The 18,455-nt window shown below is 41.2% G+C and carries 15 protein-coding genes; 8 read left to right on the forward strand and 7 right to left on the reverse strand.

The window, feature by feature from the left end:
* Window positions 1-36: 36 nt before the first annotated feature.
* Genes J0X13_RS05120 through J0X13_RS05140 form a run of 5 tightly spaced genes read right to left on the reverse strand, consistent with a single transcriptional unit; the run spans window position 37 to window position 4,961 of the window.
* Complete coding sequence (locus J0X13_RS05120) at window positions 37-1,482, reverse strand: M14 family zinc carboxypeptidase (RefSeq protein ID WP_207070362.1); 1,446 nt, start codon at window positions 1,480-1,482, stop codon at window positions 37-39.
* Window positions 1,479-2,147 carry a peptidoglycan recognition protein family protein gene (locus J0X13_RS05125; RefSeq protein WP_207070363.1) on the reverse strand — a complete coding sequence of 223 codons (669 nt, stop codon included), beginning with the start codon at window positions 2,145-2,147 and terminating at the stop codon, window positions 1,479-1,481. Before J0X13_RS05125 ends, J0X13_RS05120 begins: the two co-directional genes overlap by 4 nt.
* A complete protein-coding gene (locus tag J0X13_RS05130; protein ID WP_242535616.1) occupies window positions 2,144-2,581 on the reverse strand; it encodes a 3D domain-containing protein in 438 nt (145 codons plus the stop codon). The genes J0X13_RS05125 and J0X13_RS05130 overlap by 4 nt, the downstream gene beginning before the upstream one ends.
* Window positions 2,578-4,065, reverse strand: a complete 1,488-nt coding sequence (locus J0X13_RS05135) for an FG-GAP-like repeat-containing protein (RefSeq protein WP_207070364.1) — start codon at window positions 4,063-4,065, stop codon at window positions 2,578-2,580. The genes J0X13_RS05130 and J0X13_RS05135 overlap by 4 nt, the downstream gene beginning before the upstream one ends.
* Before the next feature lie 23 nt (window positions 4,066-4,088).
* Window positions 4,089-4,961 carry a pirin family protein gene (locus J0X13_RS05140; RefSeq protein WP_207070365.1) on the reverse strand — a complete coding sequence of 291 codons (873 nt, stop codon included), beginning with the start codon at window positions 4,959-4,961 and terminating at the stop codon, window positions 4,089-4,091.
* Between the two features lie 51 nt (window positions 4,962-5,012).
* On the opposite strand from J0X13_RS05140, the gene J0X13_RS05145 reads away from it, so the two are divergent.
* Window positions 5,013-6,347: a serine hydrolase domain-containing protein gene (locus tag J0X13_RS05145; protein WP_207070366.1), complete on the forward strand. Its 1,335-nt coding sequence runs from the start codon at window positions 5,013-5,015 to the stop codon at window positions 6,345-6,347.
* A gap of 730 nt (window positions 6,348-7,077) precedes the next feature.
* Window positions 7,078-8,238 (forward strand): ATP-grasp domain-containing protein, encoded by a 1,161-nt coding sequence (locus tag J0X13_RS05150; RefSeq protein ID WP_207070367.1) that lies wholly within the window; start codon window positions 7,078-7,080, stop codon window positions 8,236-8,238.
* Here J0X13_RS05150 and J0X13_RS05155 read toward each other — a convergent pair.
* The gene (locus tag J0X13_RS05155; protein ID WP_207070368.1) at window positions 8,235-9,077 is read right to left on the reverse strand and encodes a 1,4-dihydroxy-2-naphthoyl-CoA synthase; all 843 of its coding nucleotides are present in this window, start codon (window positions 9,075-9,077) and stop codon (window positions 8,235-8,237) included. The genes J0X13_RS05150 and J0X13_RS05155 overlap by 4 nt on opposite strands.
* A gap of 174 nt (window positions 9,078-9,251) precedes the next feature.
* Between J0X13_RS05155 and J0X13_RS05160 the strand changes: the two genes are divergently transcribed.
* The 4 genes from J0X13_RS05160 (at window position 9,252) to J0X13_RS05175 (ending at window position 13,425) form a co-directional block, all read left to right on the forward strand.
* Complete coding sequence (locus tag J0X13_RS05160; protein ID WP_207070369.1) at window positions 9,252-10,223, forward strand: carbon-nitrogen hydrolase family protein; 972 nt, start codon at window positions 9,252-9,254, stop codon at window positions 10,221-10,223.
* Between the two features lie 150 nt (window positions 10,224-10,373).
* Window positions 10,374-12,023: an AMP-binding protein gene (locus J0X13_RS05165; RefSeq protein ID WP_207070370.1), complete on the forward strand. Its 1,650-nt coding sequence runs from the start codon at window positions 10,374-10,376 to the stop codon at window positions 12,021-12,023.
* A gap of 325 nt (window positions 12,024-12,348) precedes the next feature.
* Window positions 12,349-12,522 carry a hypothetical protein gene (locus tag J0X13_RS05170; protein ID WP_207070371.1) on the forward strand — a complete coding sequence of 58 codons (174 nt, stop codon included), beginning with the start codon at window positions 12,349-12,351 and terminating at the stop codon, window positions 12,520-12,522.
* A 279-nt stretch (window positions 12,523-12,801) separates the two neighbouring features.
* The gene (locus tag J0X13_RS05175) at window positions 12,802-13,425 is read left to right on the forward strand and encodes a class I SAM-dependent methyltransferase (RefSeq protein ID WP_207070372.1); all 624 of its coding nucleotides are present in this window, start codon (window positions 12,802-12,804) and stop codon (window positions 13,423-13,425) included.
* Between the two features lie 64 nt (window positions 13,426-13,489).
* Here J0X13_RS05175 and J0X13_RS05180 read toward each other — a convergent pair whose 3' ends face one another.
* The gene (locus tag J0X13_RS05180) at window positions 13,490-15,904 is read right to left on the reverse strand and encodes a glycoside hydrolase family 3 C-terminal domain-containing protein (protein ID WP_207070373.1); all 2,415 of its coding nucleotides are present in this window, start codon (window positions 15,902-15,904) and stop codon (window positions 13,490-13,492) included.
* Window positions 15,905-15,987: 83 nt separating this feature from the next.
* Between J0X13_RS05180 and J0X13_RS05185 the strand changes: the two genes are divergently transcribed.
* Together J0X13_RS05185 and J0X13_RS05190 are read left to right on the forward strand one after the other, a co-directional pair.
* A complete protein-coding gene (locus J0X13_RS05185) occupies window positions 15,988-16,701 on the forward strand; it encodes an NUDIX hydrolase (protein ID WP_207070374.1) in 714 nt (237 codons plus the stop codon).
* A gap of 70 nt (window positions 16,702-16,771) precedes the next feature.
* Entirely contained in the window at window positions 16,772-18,454 is a 1,683-nt protein-coding gene (locus J0X13_RS05190; protein WP_207070375.1) for an N-acyl-D-amino-acid deacylase family protein, read from the forward strand.
* Window position 18,455 lies beyond the last annotated feature (1 nt).

The following is an 18,455-nucleotide window of genomic DNA, read 5'->3' on the forward strand; positions in this document are numbered from 1 at the left end:
ACGTAAAATATTGGGATGTAATCCAGAGCTTAAACATCAATCAAGAATCAATCCATTACCTGTATGCTGTGCGTCCAAAGGTTTGGCCAGGTCTATCAGAAAACCATTGACCACGGCGTGTGTCAACTTTCCTTCTTTCTTTAAAAAGAAGGTCGGGTTGATACCGGGCTGTAGCCTAAAGTCCGTTATTTCGAATTTATCGTCCACCAAAATCAATGGGAAATGTACAAAGGCACTCTTTTCCGGTCTTTCTGTTTTCACATAGGCAACACCTTCTTTTAATAAGCGCATGGGATCTTCAATGCGATCCACTTTCTCGACTTTTGGAGGAACCACGGTGTAGCCTTCTGCATCAAAAGTTTTGTAGGCATAGTAAGTGGACAGGTCACCTTGATCGGCAACTGTGCTTCTGAAATAAAATTCGTTGTGGTTTTCCAAATCCACTTCATTGTTAAAAATCCCCAAGTCAAGAATATAATCATCTCCTAAAAGTTCATAGGTCGCATTTTCAATTTTAAGATCGAACAACATACGATCGTTACGAGGAATTTTTTCATAATCTTCTATAGGAATATCCTTGTAAGATTCGTTGGCCATGGTGTACAGGGCGGAAAGAATGGATACATAATTGAGTTTACGGATCTCTTGCTTTTCCGGATCCCCTGGGTACCCTCCAGATTCAATCAAGATCAAGCTGGTGCCCCACTTGGCGATATTATCACCAAAGGCCCTAGGTTCAAAATCATCACTATAGCGCCCTACTTGTCCTGGGGCATAGTTTTGTATGATCTTGTTCATGTACACAATCACTTTCATGGCATTGGCACGTACTTCGTTGATGTCCTTTTCGTAATTGTAAGCCGTTGCCAAATACGAAATGGTGGCGGGTTTTTCGGTGCGTTCGGCATTGTAGTATTTACTCTGATCATGAAGGTTAAAACCAAAATCGGCATCCAGACTGTCCCGAAGCCGTTTTAAGGTTTGTCCTTCTGGAGACTGTAACCGAAGAGCATCTCTGTTAATATCGACTCCCAATGCATTCCTGCGTGTAAACACTTCCGCCCCATCGGGGTTGAGCATAGGTAAAAAGTGAAGTTTCAGGTTGGAAAGTATCGCCTCCTTCTCTTCTTTGAACTCAGGGGCATCCAAAAAATTAAGAATGTCAAAAATCGCTTGGGTGGCCGTAGGTTCATTTCCGTGCATTTGCGACCACAAAAAAATATTGCTATCCCCGGAACCGATGCTGATCAAGTGCAAATCCCTGCCTACAATGGAGGCTCCAACTTTTTGAACCTCAAACTTGGGATTGTCCTTAAATTTTTGAATCAAAGGCTGAATGTCGGCATGTTTGATTCTTCGTTCCCCAATACTGGATTCTTTATAGTTTCCATACGTCTCGTAGAGTTGGGATGTGAATTTATCCTGTGCTTGCAGGGAAAATCCAAACAATACTATCAATAAAGGTAAAAGCTTCTTTTTCATTCGTGTTTTTTTCTTGGTACAGGTTTAAAATTAAATCTTTTAGTGGCATTCCTTACTTTTTCAACAAAATCCATTCCTGGGTCTGTTTTTTCGGTTCGATACCCATCGTCCACTTCCAACCAAAGGGGGTGCCCTTCGAACAAGGTGTATTCTTGATGACCGATCACATAGTCAATATCATATTTTGATGCTAAATAGTTCACCAAAAAAATATTGGATTTGAGCTGTTGTCTGGTCAAGGGCATTCCATCGGTTCCGCCAACATTTTCGATGCCAATGGCACAATGGTTTAAGCCAATTGTATGTCTTGCCATGGTGGTTTCCGGCATTAATCGGTAAATAGTGCCATCTTGATCAACAAGGAAGTGCGAGGAAACATTTAGGCCGCTCACATTCTCCAAATCGGGCCGCCAATTGGGCAATGTAGATCTATTAAAGGCTTCAAAGGATTTTTTTAGGGAAGGTATGGCGGTCCAATGCAGGACTACCATTTTGGGGACTATCTTTGGAGTATCCTGATCAAGTTCGTACCTGTTCAACAAGTATTCCTTGGTCAATTCAATCCGTTGCTCATCAAAAATAATGGGAATATCCACGATTTCCCTTTGCGTGGAGCATGCTCCAAAAACAATCAAAAATGTAATAGCAATGCCAACTTTTTTCATTTAGTGGTATTATTTGTGTCAATTTCCAAAGGAACTGCGTAACATATCATTACTTGTTTTTTACCCCATTCCCTTGCTTTTTTTACGTCTTTGCCCATATAAATATCAATTCGGTTTCTCCACCGATAATGCATCTTGTCCTTTACATAAAACGTATCGGGAAACGTATCTATTTTGACCATGGTATTGTGGGTCAGCCCCGATTCTACAAGGTCTCTTGAGACAGCAATACATTTCATTCCAGGTTTTAATGTATCTCCCCATGCCGCTACGGTTGGGCTAATACTATCAGTTTGCCAATAAACGGAATTGTAGGCCGATGCCGTAACTTCGTGACCGTACCACTTATATTTTGAAATAGGCTCTGCCGGTGTTTGCTCTTTTGGTGAACAAGCAATGAATGTTATAAATGCTATGGCGATCCATTTTTTCAATGCAATAAATTTTCCAAAACCACAATATCGACATTGCTTTCTTTCCATCGTTCCGATAAAACCTTGGGGACTGGTGTAAAGCCCAGTGTAAGGGAACTTAAAACGATATCTTCATCACCATCATTATCAATGTCCGCGGCGTCCATTAAAAACCAACGCGCTAAAGTGGGGTCTTCCAGAATATTGGTGGAAAAAACATAATTTTCAGAGTCCTTGTTTTCCAAGTAAATAAAAGTGAGCTCAGGAAACTCCATATAATTGGGGAAAGTACTGATCAATGCAAAGTCTAGGTCACCATCTTGGTCATAATCCCTGGATACCACTCTTGTAGCTCCATATAAAGGGTAAAAGTACGATTCCGAATATGTGCCATCCCCATTGTTGAGATGTATTCTCATCCCATGGTAGGGTTTGTTCACATAGGAAATATCGGCATTGTCCCCCTGCACTGTAATGATATCGTCTAGACCATCACCATTATAATCGACGAGCTCGAACCAACTGGTCCCATAAACAGGGCTGAACTCCAATACCTTTTCAGCTTGGAAAACCAAATCGTCGGTTTGATAAAAAACAGTGATGCTTTCATTGCTTTGGGTCATCAAGGCCACAACGTCCTTTTTCCCATCACCGTCCATATCACGAGCTACCGTTCTTATTGCCCCGGGTAGGTTCAATAATACTTTTTTGTCATATTGTCCCGATTCGTTTTCGGTCAACAGGGATAATCGTCCGGACTCATTTCCGAATTCACTGACCACAATTTCATTTTTGCCATCGCCATTTAAGTCCTCCAGAAGGGTATGCACTGGCCTGTGAAAGCTGTTTGGTAAGGAGGTGGTGTCTTTTCCAATTTTACGGGTCAGTTTTCCTTTTTCCAATTCGGATGGTCCCAAAATCCCCACTTCACTGATGATTTCAACCGAGTCTTTTTTGCTATACCATGTAACGGGGGTTTTTCCTTGATAAAGCTGTTCTGTGGTTTCTTCTGAATAATCAAAAGAGCTCAAATTTCCTGTAAGGTCCCCAAAGAATAAGGGATTCTCTCCGTTCATGAACTCCACATAGGTGATAAGGGCTCCATTCTGGCTATCCAAGGCATATGGTTTGACCGTGAAAGATTGTAGCGTGTCCGCCTTGGGAACTTGTATTGTTTCCAACTTTTCGGGAGCATTGGATATGATATAGTTTTCCAGTTGCGCCCACTCTTTTAAAGTGATTTGTGGTCTAAAACCCGGCTTGACTTCATTCGGATCCTGATACATTCCTTCAACATCCATGCGAGCTACCATGGCCGGGAGTACGGATTTTTCCCAAACTTCTTTGGGCAATTCTTCAATTTTTGGGGCTAAATGGCAACTTGCGCAGTATTTGTTGTAAAGTTGTGCTTCTTCTTGTTTTGGTTTTTCTTTTTTGCAGGACCCCATTAAAACAAGGAGCGCAAGCATGGTAATCGAATAAGATACTCTTAATTGGTCTGGCATTAGTTGGTTTTGATATTAAGGTTTTAGCTTGGCAATGGAACATAGGTGTCATCATTCGCCATCATCGGAAAAGTTTTATCCTTCCATGACTTTTTGGCCCGTTCCAGTTCTTCTTTACTGGAAGAAACAAAATTCCAATAAATATAGCGTTCTTCAGGAAAAGGCTCTCCACCAAACAACATTAAATGGGTGTTGGGTTTAAGTTTGATGTTACAGGTATCCTCCACTTTGGACACCAAAATGTTTCCTTCCCCCACCTTTTCACCACAGGCCTCTATACTTCCCTCAACGATGCAAATACCTATTTCTCCTTTTAAATCTCCATTTACATTGAGGGTGTAGGCATCTTTGTTTTTGACTTCTACCATAAAAAGATTGGAATGAACGGGTACGGGCGATTTTTTGCCATAACCTTCTCCGGCCACTAATTTGAACTCTGTATTGCCGTCGGTCCATTTGGGTATATCCTTTTCATCAATATGGTGGAATTGTGGCTCCATATCTTCCAATTCTTTTGGTAGCGCCACCCAAATTTGATAACCATGGGCGGTAAATGAATTGCCGTTGCGTAAATCCTCAGGTGTTCTTTCCGTATGGGTCACACCCTTTCCTGCCGTCATCCAGTTTACAGAACCGGGTTTTATACGTTGATGGGTGCCAAGGCTGTCCTCATGGATCAACTCTCCTTCCAGCATAAAAGTTAAAGTGGATAGACCTAGGTGCGGATGCTGATCTACATCCATATACTTTGTGGGCCCCAATTTTGTGGGCCCCATGTGGTCTATAAAAATAAAGGGACCTATCATGCGCTTTTTTCGAAAAGGAATAAGTCTTCCCACTAAAAAGTCGCCGATGTCCCTACTCCGTTCTTCAATAATCAATCCGATGTTGGACATGTATAAATGTTTATATTTAGATGCAGAAAGTTACAAATACATCCTATAACCATGAAACTACTTAAGCGTGTTTTGCTGCTCCTTATAATCGTAATTGGAGCGGTCATCTATTTTAATTATCCCAAATTGAACATTATATCTGGATATGCCGCCAAAAATATGGCCTCCGGGGTATTTGTGGCCCAGCGTTCGGCAGCAAGTATGAACCTTTATGACAATAGTGCTCCTCTTATTGAAATAGCTTCGACAGAGGTAAATAAAGATGAAGAATCCGCATCATCAACGGTTTACGGTCTTATGGAACGTACAGCGGTTTATAGAGATGGGCTTGGAGCGGTTTTGATCAATGACGATTACGACCCAGAAAAACTGACCATTCGTCCACAAAGAACCCAACCCGCAGATACTATTCCGTATCCTTATGGGCAAGCTGCCCCTGTTGACAGTGTTCTTACGGAAGTTGATATGGATCAAATCAATAAGGCGATCGCCATGGCATTTGCGGAACCTGAAACACAAAAAACAAGAACGCTACTAATCCTTTACAAGGGCCATTTAATCGCTGAAAAATATATTGATGGTTTTGACAAAGACACCCCTATTTTAGGTTGGTCCATGACAAAAAGTGTTTTGGCCACTTGTTATGGGATTTTGGAACACCAGGGGAAATTGGAAATGGATTGGCCAGCTCCAATTCCAGAATGGAAAGACGATGATCGAAAGAACATAACCTTGAACCACTTACTTCGTATGCAAAGTGGTTTGGCCTGGGATGAAGATTACACAGGTATATCCGATGTTACCCGAATGTTGTTCTTGGACAGCGACATGACCCAGGCCCAGCGCAATAAAAAAGCAATTGCAAAACCTACAGAAGTTTGGAACTATTCTTCTGGAACAACCAATCTGTTATCCGGAATTCTAAGGCAACAGTTTCGAAGTCACCAAGAGTATTTGGATTTCCCCTACTCCGCTTTGATCGATAAAATTGGAATGTATTCCATGGTTTTGGAGGCAGACATAGCAGGAAATTATGTGGGGTCTTCCTACGCATGGGCCAGCACAAGGGATTGGGCACGTTTTGGACAATTGCATTTGGACAGGGGGAATTGGAATGGAGAGCAACTGTTCGATTCCACTTGGGTCGATTATATAAGCGAGCCCACTGCTAATTCCGACGGTACCTATGGAGCTCATTTTTGGCTCAATGCCGAAGGTAAATATCCCGACGTACCCAAAGATATGTTTTCCTGCAATGGTTTTGAAGGTCAACATGTTTTTATGATTCCTTCCAAAGACTTGGTCGTTGTGCGGACAGGTTTGGCCGAGGAACCGTATTTTGATATAAACGGCGTACTGTCAAACATCGTAAAAGCGGTACCTTAAATCGATGAAATATACTAAAACGTCCAAAAAACCACAGAATACGGCCACTTCACAACAATAATTTCGTTTACGGGAACAGTATGGGTAGTTTTACTATGTAATAAAAACGAAAGTAATTTTTTCATTTTCATATAGTGTTCTCGTAAAAGAGTCTTGACCCAAGTGGCAGGGCTCTTTTCAATTTTGGGCAACCCTGGATCAATCATTTCGCGTCTCGATTGCGCTCGATGAGACAACTTAGCCCTGGTTCCATGTCATTCTGAGCAAAGCGAAGAATCTCATCCTTCAAATTGATTCATATGCTACAGTCGCTGCTCTCCTTCAGCATAACCTTGAATTGATTCAAACAGGAGTGTTCATTTACACGAATTCCACGAATTGCTCTAATTGATTCAAGAGCCGAGAGAATGTACATGCTTTTTCCATTTACATTTCAAGTACCTTAGAGAAATCTATATTCTTCAGTAGTTTACTCTTTCCGAGAATGCCCCTTACCATGTCAAAAATGAAGCACAGGATTACAGAAAAGTTCAGATGACAACAAGTAAATGGCACTTCACAACAATAATTTCATCAAAGCGGAGGTACGAGGTACATTTACATTGTAATTAATTCAGAAAGTAATTTTTTCATTTTCATATAGTGTTCTCGTAAAAGAGTCTTGACCCAAGTGGCAAGGCTCTTTTCTTTTTTAGTAACTTTCCCTGCTACAACTCTACAATCCACAGGTATGCAATCAAAACCACCTGAGAGGCTCACTACCATACTGCTTTTGGATGGAGAAAACTATCATCTGATGGCCGTACTCCAATGCTTGTCCAGAGTTAAAAACATAAGACTTGTTGTTATATCTGATAAGCCTACTTCGAGCATGCGATATTCGCGTTTTGTATGGAAGTACATACACTGTCCTATGGATGCGAAAAGTTGGGTGAATAAGGTGAATGGTTGTATTGAGCGTTACCAAATTGATGTTGTCATGCCTATTTCTGAGGACACTTTGGAAGGACTGCTTTTAAATAGAAATAAATTACATGTTGAAAACAAAATACTTGTTCCTGATACGCTAAAACAACTTAATACCATTCGTGACAAGCGCCTTTTGGCACTTCACTTGTCCGATATTGGTATTACACCACCCAAATTTTGGGCACCAACAAAAAACTGTCCCAACGAATCAAAAAATTTAATGAAACACTATCCCGTATTGGCAAAACCGGCAATTACCAGTGGAGGAGGATTGGGTATTTTGAAAATAAAAAATGAGGAGGAACTGGATGATTTTCTATCAAAGCATGATTCAGGTAAGGACTATCTAATACAAGAGTTCATTGAAGGGCATGATTTGGGTTGCAATGTAATTTGTAGGGATGGGGAGGTTATGGCCTATACCATTCAGGTGGGGAACATGTTTTTGAAAAAAGCATATACTCCACAAGTTGGATTGGACATCGTACATAACGAAAAGGTAATCAAAATAGTAAGAGATCTTATGAAATCACTACGTTGGAACGGGGTTGCCAATGTAGATATGCGTTATGACAACCTGACCGGTCAATATTATGTGTTGGAAGTAAATCCACGATATTGGTTAACCCTCTTGGCATCCTGTATGTCAGGGATCAATTTCCCCTGGTTGTATTGTCGGATAGTTCTTGATGATAAATTCCAATTGCCCGATTATAAGGAAATTGAATACTGGAACCTTAAAAGACTACCGTACCGATTAAAAAAAGAACCTTTGTTGTTGTTTCGGTGGAAGTATTTATGGAACAATACCCCTTTTTCTTATTTGATAAACGATCCTATCATGACGGTTTATCATTACTCATGGACTTTAAAAAATATTATTGTTTCCCTATCGAAGAGGGTCTTCAATCGACAGGCTTAAGGTATCCATTTATCCTTGCCAAAATCTGGTTTTCGTTTTTCCAGAAACGCATTCCTTCCTTCTTTGGCCTCCTCGGTCATGTAAGCTAAACGTGTAGCCTCACCTGCAAACACTTGCTGTCCTACCATACCGTCGTCGGTAAGGTTCATGGCAAATTTTAACATTTTTATGGATGTTGGGGACTTGGCCAGAATTTCCTGTGCCCATTGGTAAGCGGTATCCTCCAATTCATCATGGGGTATAACGGCATTCACCATTCCCATTTCGTAGGCTTGCTGTGCAGAGTAGTTTCTTCCCAAAAAGAAAATTTCACGCGCTTTTTTCTGCCCCACCATTTTGGCTAAATAGGCTGAACCATAACCACCATCGAAACTGGTTACATCGGCGTCGGTTTGTTTAAAAATGGCATGTTCCTTACTAGCTAGGGTCATATCGCAAACTACATGTAGACTATGTCCACCTCCCACGGCCCACCCAGGAACTACGGCAATAACAACTTTGGGCATAAAACGAATCAATCGCTGTACCTCTAAAATATTCAACCTGTGGTAACCATCTTCTCCAACATAACCTTTTTGCCCACGTGCTTTTTGGTCTCCGCCGCTACAAAATGCCCATTTTCCATCCTTGGAGGATGGTCCTTCACCGGATAGCAATACTACTCCAATTGATGTATCTTCTTGGGCATCATAAAATGCTTTGTAAAGCTCGCTAGTGGTTTTGGGGCGGAACGCGTTTCGGACATCTGGTCGGTTAAAAGCGATACGGGCCACGCCGTTACATTTTTTATAGGTGATATCCTCAAATTCCATGGCAGTTTGCCAGTTGGGTGATTCCATAACTGTATATTTTATTGTGTCACAAAATAACGGAAAATCTAGGTTATGACCATTGTAGAAAAAAAGGTTTAAATTTTTGAGAGATCAAAAATGTTATCTTTAATCCAATACAACATCCCATCAGAGCAAATAAAATAAAGATACCTTGATGTTGGTATAAATCTTGGATTAAACATGAATGAATCAGTGATAAAAGGCAATGAACTTAAAGTTGCGTTGGCGCAGATAGCGCCGGTATGGCTCAACAAGGGCAAAACCATCGAAAAAATTAAATCCTGTATTATTGAGGCCGGAAAAAGTAATTGCGAACTCATTGTTTTTGGCGAAGCCTTGTTGCCAGGCTATCCGTTTTGGGTTTCCATCACCAATGGCAGTGAATTTGATTCAACATACCAGAAAAAACTCTTTGCACATTATGCCAACAATTCCGTTCAAATAGAAAATGGAGATCTGGATGAACTTTGTTCGTTGGCAAAAGAGTATAACATCGCCGTGTATTCGGGAATCATAGAAAGACCAAAAAACCGCGGCGGACATAGTCTATATTGTTCTTTGGTATATATTGATGCCACTGGCAGCATAAAATCGGTCCACAGAAAACTACAACCCACCTATGAGGAACGATTGGTGTGGTCCCCCGGCGATGGCAATGGTCTACAGACCCATAATCTTAAAAAATTTACTGTCGGTGGACTAAACTGTTGGGAAAACTGGATGCCTCTTTCGAGAACTGCCTTATATGGCTTGGGGGAAAATTTGCATATCGCAGTTTGGCCCGGTTCAGAATATAATACCCGGGACATTACAAGGTTTATTGCAAGAGAATCCCGATCCTTTGTTATTTCGGTATCCGGTCTAATGCGTAAATCGGACATTACTTCGGATATTCCAGGTTTTGAAAGGATCATCGAAAATGCCCCCAAAGTTATGGGAAATGGAGGTTCTTGCATTGCAGCTCCTTCAGGTGAATGGATTCTTGAACCAGTGGTGGACAAGGAAGGCCTAATAATACAGACCATTGATTTTGACAGGGTTTTGGAAGAGCGGCAAAATTTTGACCCTGTCGGACATTATTCCAGGCCGGACATTACAAAATTGTCTGTGAACAGGGAAAGACAAGCGATTGTGGATTTTAATGATTTTTAAATTAAAATTTGGACACATTTGGTCAGTCTTACAATTTCCATTCATCGGTTATAAGGATTCGACAACAGTAAGCCTTACAACAACATTTATTTCTTTTTCAGCGGATTAACAGAAAATAAAGTACCTTTAAGTACCAACCGCCAGACTATTATGGAAACTTTTAAAACCCCTCTCGAGGCATTTTTGCACTGGTTGCAAAAAGACCCGAATCATATTTTTTTAAGACAGCCCATTAACCGAAAGTTTATTGAGTATTCCCGCCAGGATGCCTTTGACGAGGCTTTGAAAATTGCGGGTGCTTTGCACGACATGGGATTGAAACGAGGCGATCATGTAGCACTTTTATCCAAAAACTGCGCACACTGGTTCATGGCCGATCTGGCCATTATGCTCGGAGGGTTTATTTCTGTTCCCCTATATCCCACGTTGGACGGGGAAAGTATTCGCGAAATTCTGGTGCATAGTGAAAGTAAGGCCATTATAGTGGGGAAACTGGATGATTATGGTTCCCAAAAACCCGGCATTCCACATATTCCAAAAATTGGGGTAGCGCTCTACGGAACTCAAGATGACCATATATGGGAGGATATTGTAAAAATACCTACCGACTTTCAACCTTTTGAACAGAACCCAGAGGATCTTATTACCATTATGTACACTTCAGGTACCACTGGAAACCCAAAAGGAGTGATGCATAAGGTAAAATCGTTCAACCAGGTTACCAATACAGGGGTCGAGGTGCTGAACATTAAAAACCAGTCAAAAATGTTCTCCTATTTGCCTTTGTCGCATATTGCGGAACGTATAGGAATAGAAATGGTTTGTTTGTACACCGGAAGTACAGCTAGTTTTCCGGAGTCTTTGGAAACATTTCCCGAAGATTTGGCATCTGTGCAACCGGATACATTTTTTGCTGTTCCGAGAATTTGGCAAAAATTCAAAGAAGGCGTATTGCAAAAAATCCCTCAAAAAAAATTGGACATATTGCTGTCCATTCCAGTTATCAATAGCATCATCAGGAAAAAAATCGTGCACAAGTTGGGACTTTCCAAAGCCTCTTTCTGTGGTTCTGGAGCTGCACCATTGGCCGTAAGTCTTCAAAATTGGTACAAGAAACTTAGTATTGAGATTCAACAATGCTATGGCATGACGGAGGATTGTATCCTTTCTCATTTCAATCTTCCTACAACAAATAAATTTGGCACAGTGGGCAAGCCATTGCCAGGGGTTACTTCCAAGCTATCTCCCGAAGGTGAAATTCTTATTAAAAGTGAAGCACTGATGGTGGGATATTTTAAATCTCCAGAACAAACCGCAGCTATGTTCACCGAAGATGGATTTTTAAAAACGGGTGATCTTGGTGAATTTGACCATGATGGGTTCTTATCCATCGTTGGTAGAATAAAGGATCAATTCAAGACAGATAAAGGAAAATACGTGACCCCCTCACCAATTGAGTTGGAGTTATCAAAAAACACCGATTTAGAGCATATTTGCTTGGTGGGTACTGGGATTTCACAGCCCATCGTTTTAATTATTCCGTCAGAGGCTGGGTGGGCCAAAGGCAAAGAACTTTTAAATTCATCAATTTTGGCATCCATTAATGCTTTGAACCCCCAGTTAAAAAAGCATGAGAAAATTGAAAAAGCGGTCGTTATGAAAGAAAATTGGACTGTGGACAATGGATTGATGACTCCCTCCATGAAAATTAGGCGAAACCGGATAGAAGCTATCCATCAGCCCATGTATTTGGATTGGTTTTCCAGAAAAGAACGGGTGGTTTACGAAAGTGACCAATGATTGGGCTGTGCCAGTAATTCTTCAAAACAATCCCGTTCATAAGATCAACACGGGCATTCATCAATTGTAGCAGGATACATAATGGATTTCGGGATATCTTGAAGATATGTCACGAAATAAAAAAATGTGAATCCAATTTTGTTTTTTAATTTGCTTGGGGGTTTTAGGTTATTTAATGATCACTCGGAAAATAAACCCAGATCATTATTTTAAGCACAGCATAGACCCCATTGAACTATCCTATATTTCTGTTAAGCATTCCGAAAGCAGGATTCTTATAACCTCAGATCTTGATAACCTATCCAAACCTGTTCCGAACTAAAAAATGAAATGCCCTATTAACAGGGAATATCCGCTATATGCTGATGAATACTCCTTTGAGATAGACCAAAACAATAATTTTAGATTAACACAATTAAAAGACGATAAATCCATGCTATTGGGAATCATAGTTGAAAAACCTATCTGGATTACCCTCATTGCGATCTTTATAAAATAAAATTACCGAAAGCTTATAAAGCTTTCCTCGAATATTCAAGAGGTATATTCCCCTATTATGTCCCTGTTCGATTTAGCATGATGTCCAGCGGAGGTTTGAAATATAGCTCAGAGACTCGAATAACTTTAATATCCACCAAAGGAGATACACTCAAGCTTTATACAAGTTCCGGCCATATAATGAGCAATGAAAAGACAGGTATTTATTAAGGTCCCCACTATATTTTTTTCGAAAGCTCTGTGAATAGGTGTAATTTTAATACCTAATTAAATTTGTGCAATGGATAGTGAATGGCTTAAGATGTGGAATACCAAGTTTGGACAGACCACCTATTTCTATGGTACCAAACCTAATAAGTATTTAAAAGAAAAGCTTAAAGGCATTGAGCCAGGTTCCATTCTGTTTGGTGCTGAGGGCGAAGGAAGAAATGCCGTTTATGCCGCACAGATAGGTTGGGATGTTTCCGCTTTCGATATCAGCGAAGCAGGACAACAAAAAGCCTTGAAATTGGCTAAGGAAAAAGGGGTTTCCATAGACTATAAAATTGGGGAACTTGTCAGTTTGGGCTATCAACCCGAACAGTTTGATGCCATAGCTTTGATCTATGCCCACTTTCCTCCGAATATTCGTGGTGGGTATCATAAATTGCTTCATACGTACCTAAAAAAAGGCGGAATCATCATATTTGAAGGTTTCAGCAAAGATCATTTGGAATACAAAAAGAAAAACCCAAGCGTAGGCGGACCTGGAAATTTGGATTCCCTTTTCTCCTTGGAGGAGTTGAAAACCGATTTTAAGGATTACGAAATATTGGATCTTAAAAAAACAACCGTTGAACTCAACGAAGGAAATGGCCATGTGGGTAAGGGCTCTGTCATCCGATTTTTAGGGAAGAAAAAATAAAAAAGGAACCTTGGCTAAACTTCATGTAGCTAAGGTTCCTTTCTTTTACAGTGGAAGCTTCAGATTATTCCAAGTCCACTTCCTTTGTTGTTTGGATTTCTCTTGAAGAAGCCCCTGCTTTAACTATATATTTTCCAGGCTCCAAACTCCATTGTGAGCTGCTTTCGTTCCAATATCTAAGATCCTTTACAGGAATGTTTACTCTTAAGGTATCGGTAGCACCTGCTGACAGTAGACTTGTCTTGGCAAATGCTTTTAACTCTTTTATAGGTCTATCTATTTGGGTGGAATCTTTAGAAACATAGAACTGCACCACTTCTTTCCCTGCAATATCACCGATATTGGTGACAGGAATGACTACTTTAATGAAATCATTTTCATGGACCAAGTCCATTTCACCATACTCGAAATTGGTATAGGACATACCAAAACCAAAAGGATAGGAAACATCCAAACCAGCTTTATCAAAGTGGCGATAGCCTACATAAATACCTTCTTCGTATTCGGTATAATCCACATTTTTCACCATTTCACCCTCTGGCACTTCATCCTTTCCAAATAACATATCGGTCATTTGCATGGGCAAACCGTTCTGCGGAAAGTTTACGTTGCTCGCATGATCATCGACATTGATGGGAAACGTCATGGTCAATTTGCCACTTGGGTTCACATTTCCGCTTAAAATATCCGCCACGGCATTACCTCCTTCTTGGCCACCTTGCCAAGCCAGAACAATGGCATCGGGTTGGTCTTTCCACGAAGCAGTTTCAATGACCCCACCTATGTTTAGCACTACGATAACTTTTTTGTTGGCCTCGTGGAATGCTTTGCATGTGGTGTTCAGCATGTCCTTTTCTTTATCCGAAAGTAAAAAGTCGTCTGCTACTACTCTATCGCCGCCTTCTCCACTGTTTCTTCCAATAGTGATTATGGCCAGGTCACTTTCTGCCACAATATCCTTCATCATCGCTTCATCATAAGACATTTCTGGTGGAAGGTAAGGATTGAACATCGCCGCCATCCCTTCTGGCTTAACAAAGGCCTCTGGATTGGAGTTTTTATGTTTTTGGTAAGCTTCTTTTGCCTTTTGATTCACAGTGAAACCGGTATTGGTCAACCCTTCTTCCAAAGAAACGGTATACGCTTCGTTCACATCCCCGGAACCTGTTCCTCCAGCAATAAAATCATAGGAGTATACCCCGATGAGTGCTACATTTTCACCTTTATCCAAGGGAAGTGCTTCATCATTCTTTAACAATACCATTCCTTCGGATGCCGATTTTCTGGTGATGTTGGCATGTGCTTCCAGATCAGGATTTTCTCCATAGGTATAATCTGTCATCTTTTTGCTTTTAAAGACCAAGGTCAAAATTCTTTTTACCGAGGTATCCACTGCCTCCATATTCAGAGTGCCGTCTTCATATCCTGCAGTAAGGGCTTTCCATTGTTTTTTTGTGCCCGGCTCCAATAAATCGTTCCCTGCATTTACCATGGCCACAGCATCATTGCCGCCGAACCAATCCGACATAACCAAACCTTCAAAACCCCAATCGTCTCTAAGAATATCGGTGAGTAAATCACGGCTCTCAGCAGTGTAGGTACCATTCACCTTGTTATAAGAAGACATAATGGTCCAGGGTTGTGCATCCTCTACAATAATTTCAAATCCTTTCAGGTATATTTCGCGCATGGCACGATCGGAAACTCGGGTATCGTTAAAGTTTCTATTGGTTTCTTGGTTATTGGCCACAAAGTGTTTTACCGAAGTACCTATTCCATTGGATTCGATACCATTGACCATTGCGGCCCCAATTTTACCCGTTAGGAAAGGATCCTCGGAATAATACTCAAAGTTACGTCCACAAAAAGGATGGCGATGAATATTGACACCAGGGCCCAGTATCACATCTATGCCATATTCCAGAGCTTCATTGCCCATGGCGTCTCCCACATTTTCCACTAGTTCTGTATTCCATGTAGATGCCAATAAGGTGGCAATGGGAAAAGCTGTTGCATAAAATGTTCGGTCCACTCCCTCACGTGTCGGTTCAATGCGAAGTCCGGCAGGGCCATCGGAGAGATTTATTGCGGGAATTCCCAGTCTGGGAGTCGCTACAATGGTTCCCACAACTCCGGGAATACCCTCTTCCGGGTCTACTCTTCCCATGGCAGAAGCCAATCCAGAACCTTTGAGCAAATGGATTTTCTCTTCCACGGTCATCTGGGAGAGTACATCCCCTACCCTTTCTTCAATGGATGCCCTATCATCTTCATACACATCCAAAGTTCCATTTTCGTTTCTGTCCAAAAAAGTATAACCATCCACGGTTAATTCAGGTATATCTTTCTTTTCGGTATAATCGTCTTCAAAACTTAAAAATTGTGAACTTAGGTACCACCATCCTAGCAGTCCGCCAATAATTAGGATAATCAAGATGATCCCCAATGTTTTTAATGTAATTCGAAAGAATTTTTTCATAGTCGTTTAGTTTGTGACAATAAGTCACAAATATATAAATCTTTTATTTGTGGCCAAGTGACACAAATCATTATTTTTGTGAAATGGATTTTAAGGAATTTATAGAAAATGGTGAGAAATTATATCTGCCCAACCTTTCGGTAGATATGGTCATTATAGCCTTTCATAAAGGTCAACTCAAGTGTTTGTTGCTACAAATAGGTGGCAAATGGCTGCTACCTGGAGGGTATATTCTTCGAACTGAATCAGTGGAAGATGCTACTGTAAGAATATTAAGGGAACGTACGGGATTGAAGGACCCACATTTTAAGTTCTTGTCCGTATTTGGTGGTGAAGACCGAAAATTCACAGAGGAATGGAGACAGTTTTTAGAAAATAACAATATTTATTTTACCGAAGGTTGCTGGTTAAACGACCGCTTTGTAACCCTTGCCCATTACTCCTTGGTAGATTTTGAAAAGACTCATCCTGTGTTAGGGGATATTGATTCGGCGTTTCAATGGTTCAATATGGATGCCCTTCCTAACATGTGGATGGACCACAAGGATATTGTTCTAACGGCCAAGGAACGATTGAAGGAAGACATCAAGCAGGAACAACTTACCTATAATCTGCTCCCCAATGAGTTTACAATGCCTCAACTGCATCAATTGCATGAAACTATTTTGGGAGAGACCTTGGATCGTAGTCGTTTTCAAAAGAAAATGATCGCATCAGGAGTTTTTGAAAGATTGCCCAAACTTAAAAAAGAGTCTCCTGGAAGAAACCCTTATCAATATCGGGTGAAAAAAGCTTAGACTCAACAAGTTCCTCTTGGCTTTGCGGTTAAAATAGCATAAATTGGTTATCTCACTAAATAACCAAACTATGAAACCAACCAAGCTCTTTACACTTTTAATCATCCTTCTTTTTTTTGCCAGTTGTTCACAACCCCAACATTTTGATATTCTAATTAAAAACGGGCAAATCGTGGATGGTTCTGGGAAACCGTCGTATACCGGAGATGTTGGGATAAATGCAGATACCATTGCCGCCATTGGAGATTTGGGCGATGCCACGGGAACACAGGAAATCGACGCCTCAGGTTTGGTAGTGGCTCCAGGGTTCATCAATATGTTGAGTTGGGCCACAGAATCCTTGATCGAGGACGGACGATCCATGGCGGACATTAAACAAGGCGTGACCCTCGAAGTTTTTGGTGAAGGTTGGTCCATGGGGCCGCTCAACGAGGCCATGAAAAAAGAAGAGCAGGAAAGTCAGGGGGACATTAAATTTGATATTGAATGGAACACCTTGAACGAATATCTGGAATACCTCACCAATAAAGGTATATCTCCCAATGTAGCGTCATTTGTGGGCGCAACCACTTTACGCATCAACACGGTAGGTTTTGAAGACCGTGCCCCTACTCCACAGGAATTGGATTCCATGAAGCTAATGGTAAAACAAGCCATGGAAGAAGGTGCTTTGGGCGTTGGTTCTTCCTTAATATATGCACCTGCATTTTATTCCACTACCGAAGAATTGATTGAACTCTGTAAGGTTGCCTCCGAGTATGATGGCATGTACATCAGTCATATGCGTAGTGAAGGTTCAAGATTATTGGAAAGTTTGGATGAATTGATCCGTATTGCAGATGAGGCCGATATCCGTGCAGAAATTTATCACCTCAAACAAAGCGGCAAGGAAAATTGGCACAAGTTTGACGATGTAGTGGCCAAAGTTGACTCTGCCAATGCTGCCGGACTCCACATAACCGCCGATATGTACAATTATGTTGCAGGAGCAACAGGATTGGATGCCTCCATGCCACCATGGGTTCAGGAAGGCGGGTATGATAAATGGGCAGAACGCTTACAGGATCCTGAGATTCGCAAAAAAGTAAAAGAAGAAATGACCACTCCAACGGATGAATGGGAAAGTTTGATGCAAGCCGCAGGCGACCCCAGTAAAATTCTGTTGGTGGGCTTTAAGGCAGATTCCCTAAAATATCTCACGGGGAAAACATTAAAGGAAGTAGCGGAAATGCGAGGCACCTCACCTGAGGAAACAGCCATGGATTTGGTGGTACAAGATGGCAGTCGTGTAGGAACCATCTATTTTTTAATGTCCGAAGAAAATGTAAAAAAGCAGATTGCGCTGCCTTGGATGAGTTTTGGTTCCGATGCAGGTTCCCCAGCCACCGAAGGTGTTTTCTTAAAGTCTAGCACCCATCCCAGAACGTATGGGAACGTTGCCCGTTTATTGGGTAAATATGTTCGTGAAGAAAATGTTATCCCATTGGAAAGTGCCATTCATAAATTGACGCAGTTGCCGGCCACCAATCTTAAGATAAAAAAACGGGGCAGTCTTGCCGAAGGGAATTATGCTGATGTGGTCCTTTTCAATCATGAGACCATCATAGACAAGGCAACTTTTGAGGCCCCCCATCAATACTCCGAAGGAGTTCAACATGTTTTCGTAAACGGTACCCAGGTTTTGAAGGATGGGGAGCATACAGGCAATATGCCTGGCCGCGTGGTGCATGGTCCTGGATATATCAAAAAATAAA

It is taken from the genome of [Muricauda] lutisoli (nom. illeg.) (assembly GCF_017313105.1).
GTDB lineage: Bacteria > Bacteroidota > Bacteroidia > Flavobacteriales > Flavobacteriaceae > Flagellimonas > Flagellimonas lutisoli.

Coding starts and splice junctions, on each gene's coding strand:
- J0X13_RS05190 (WP_207070375.1), top strand. CDS start 16,772: ATGAAACCAACCAAGCTCTTTACACTTTTAATCATCCTTCTTTTTTTT.
- J0X13_RS05180 (WP_207070373.1), bottom strand. CDS start 15,904: ATGAAAAAATTCTTTCGAATTACATTAAAAACATTGGGGATCATCTTG.
- J0X13_RS05135 (WP_207070364.1), bottom strand. CDS start 4,065: ATGCCAGACCAATTAAGAGTATCTTATTCGATTACCATGCTTGCGCTC.
- J0X13_RS05155 (WP_207070368.1), bottom strand. CDS start 9,077: ATGGAATCACCCAACTGGCAAACTGCCATGGAATTTGAGGATATCACC.
- J0X13_RS05160 (WP_207070369.1), top strand. CDS start 9,252: ATGAATGAATCAGTGATAAAAGGCAATGAACTTAAAGTTGCGTTGGCG.
- J0X13_RS05175 (WP_207070372.1), top strand. CDS start 12,802: ATGGATAGTGAATGGCTTAAGATGTGGAATACCAAGTTTGGACAGACC.
- J0X13_RS05150 (WP_207070367.1), top strand. CDS start 7,078: ATGCAATCAAAACCACCTGAGAGGCTCACTACCATACTGCTTTTGGAT.
- J0X13_RS05140 (WP_207070365.1), bottom strand. CDS start 4,961: ATGTCCAACATCGGATTGATTATTGAAGAACGGAGTAGGGACATCGGC.
- J0X13_RS05120 (WP_207070362.1), bottom strand. CDS start 1,482: ATGAAAAAGAAGCTTTTACCTTTATTGATAGTATTGTTTGGATTTTCC.
- J0X13_RS05165 (WP_207070370.1), top strand. CDS start 10,374: ATGGAAACTTTTAAAACCCCTCTCGAGGCATTTTTGCACTGGTTGCAA.
- J0X13_RS05145 (WP_207070366.1), top strand. CDS start 5,013: ATGAAACTACTTAAGCGTGTTTTGCTGCTCCTTATAATCGTAATTGGA.
- J0X13_RS05125 (WP_207070363.1), bottom strand. CDS start 2,147: ATGAAAAAAGTTGGCATTGCTATTACATTTTTGATTGTTTTTGGAGCA.
- J0X13_RS05185 (WP_207070374.1), top strand. CDS start 15,988: ATGGATTTTAAGGAATTTATAGAAAATGGTGAGAAATTATATCTGCCC.
- J0X13_RS05170 (WP_207070371.1), top strand. CDS start 12,349: ATGAAATGCCCTATTAACAGGGAATATCCGCTATATGCTGATGAATAC.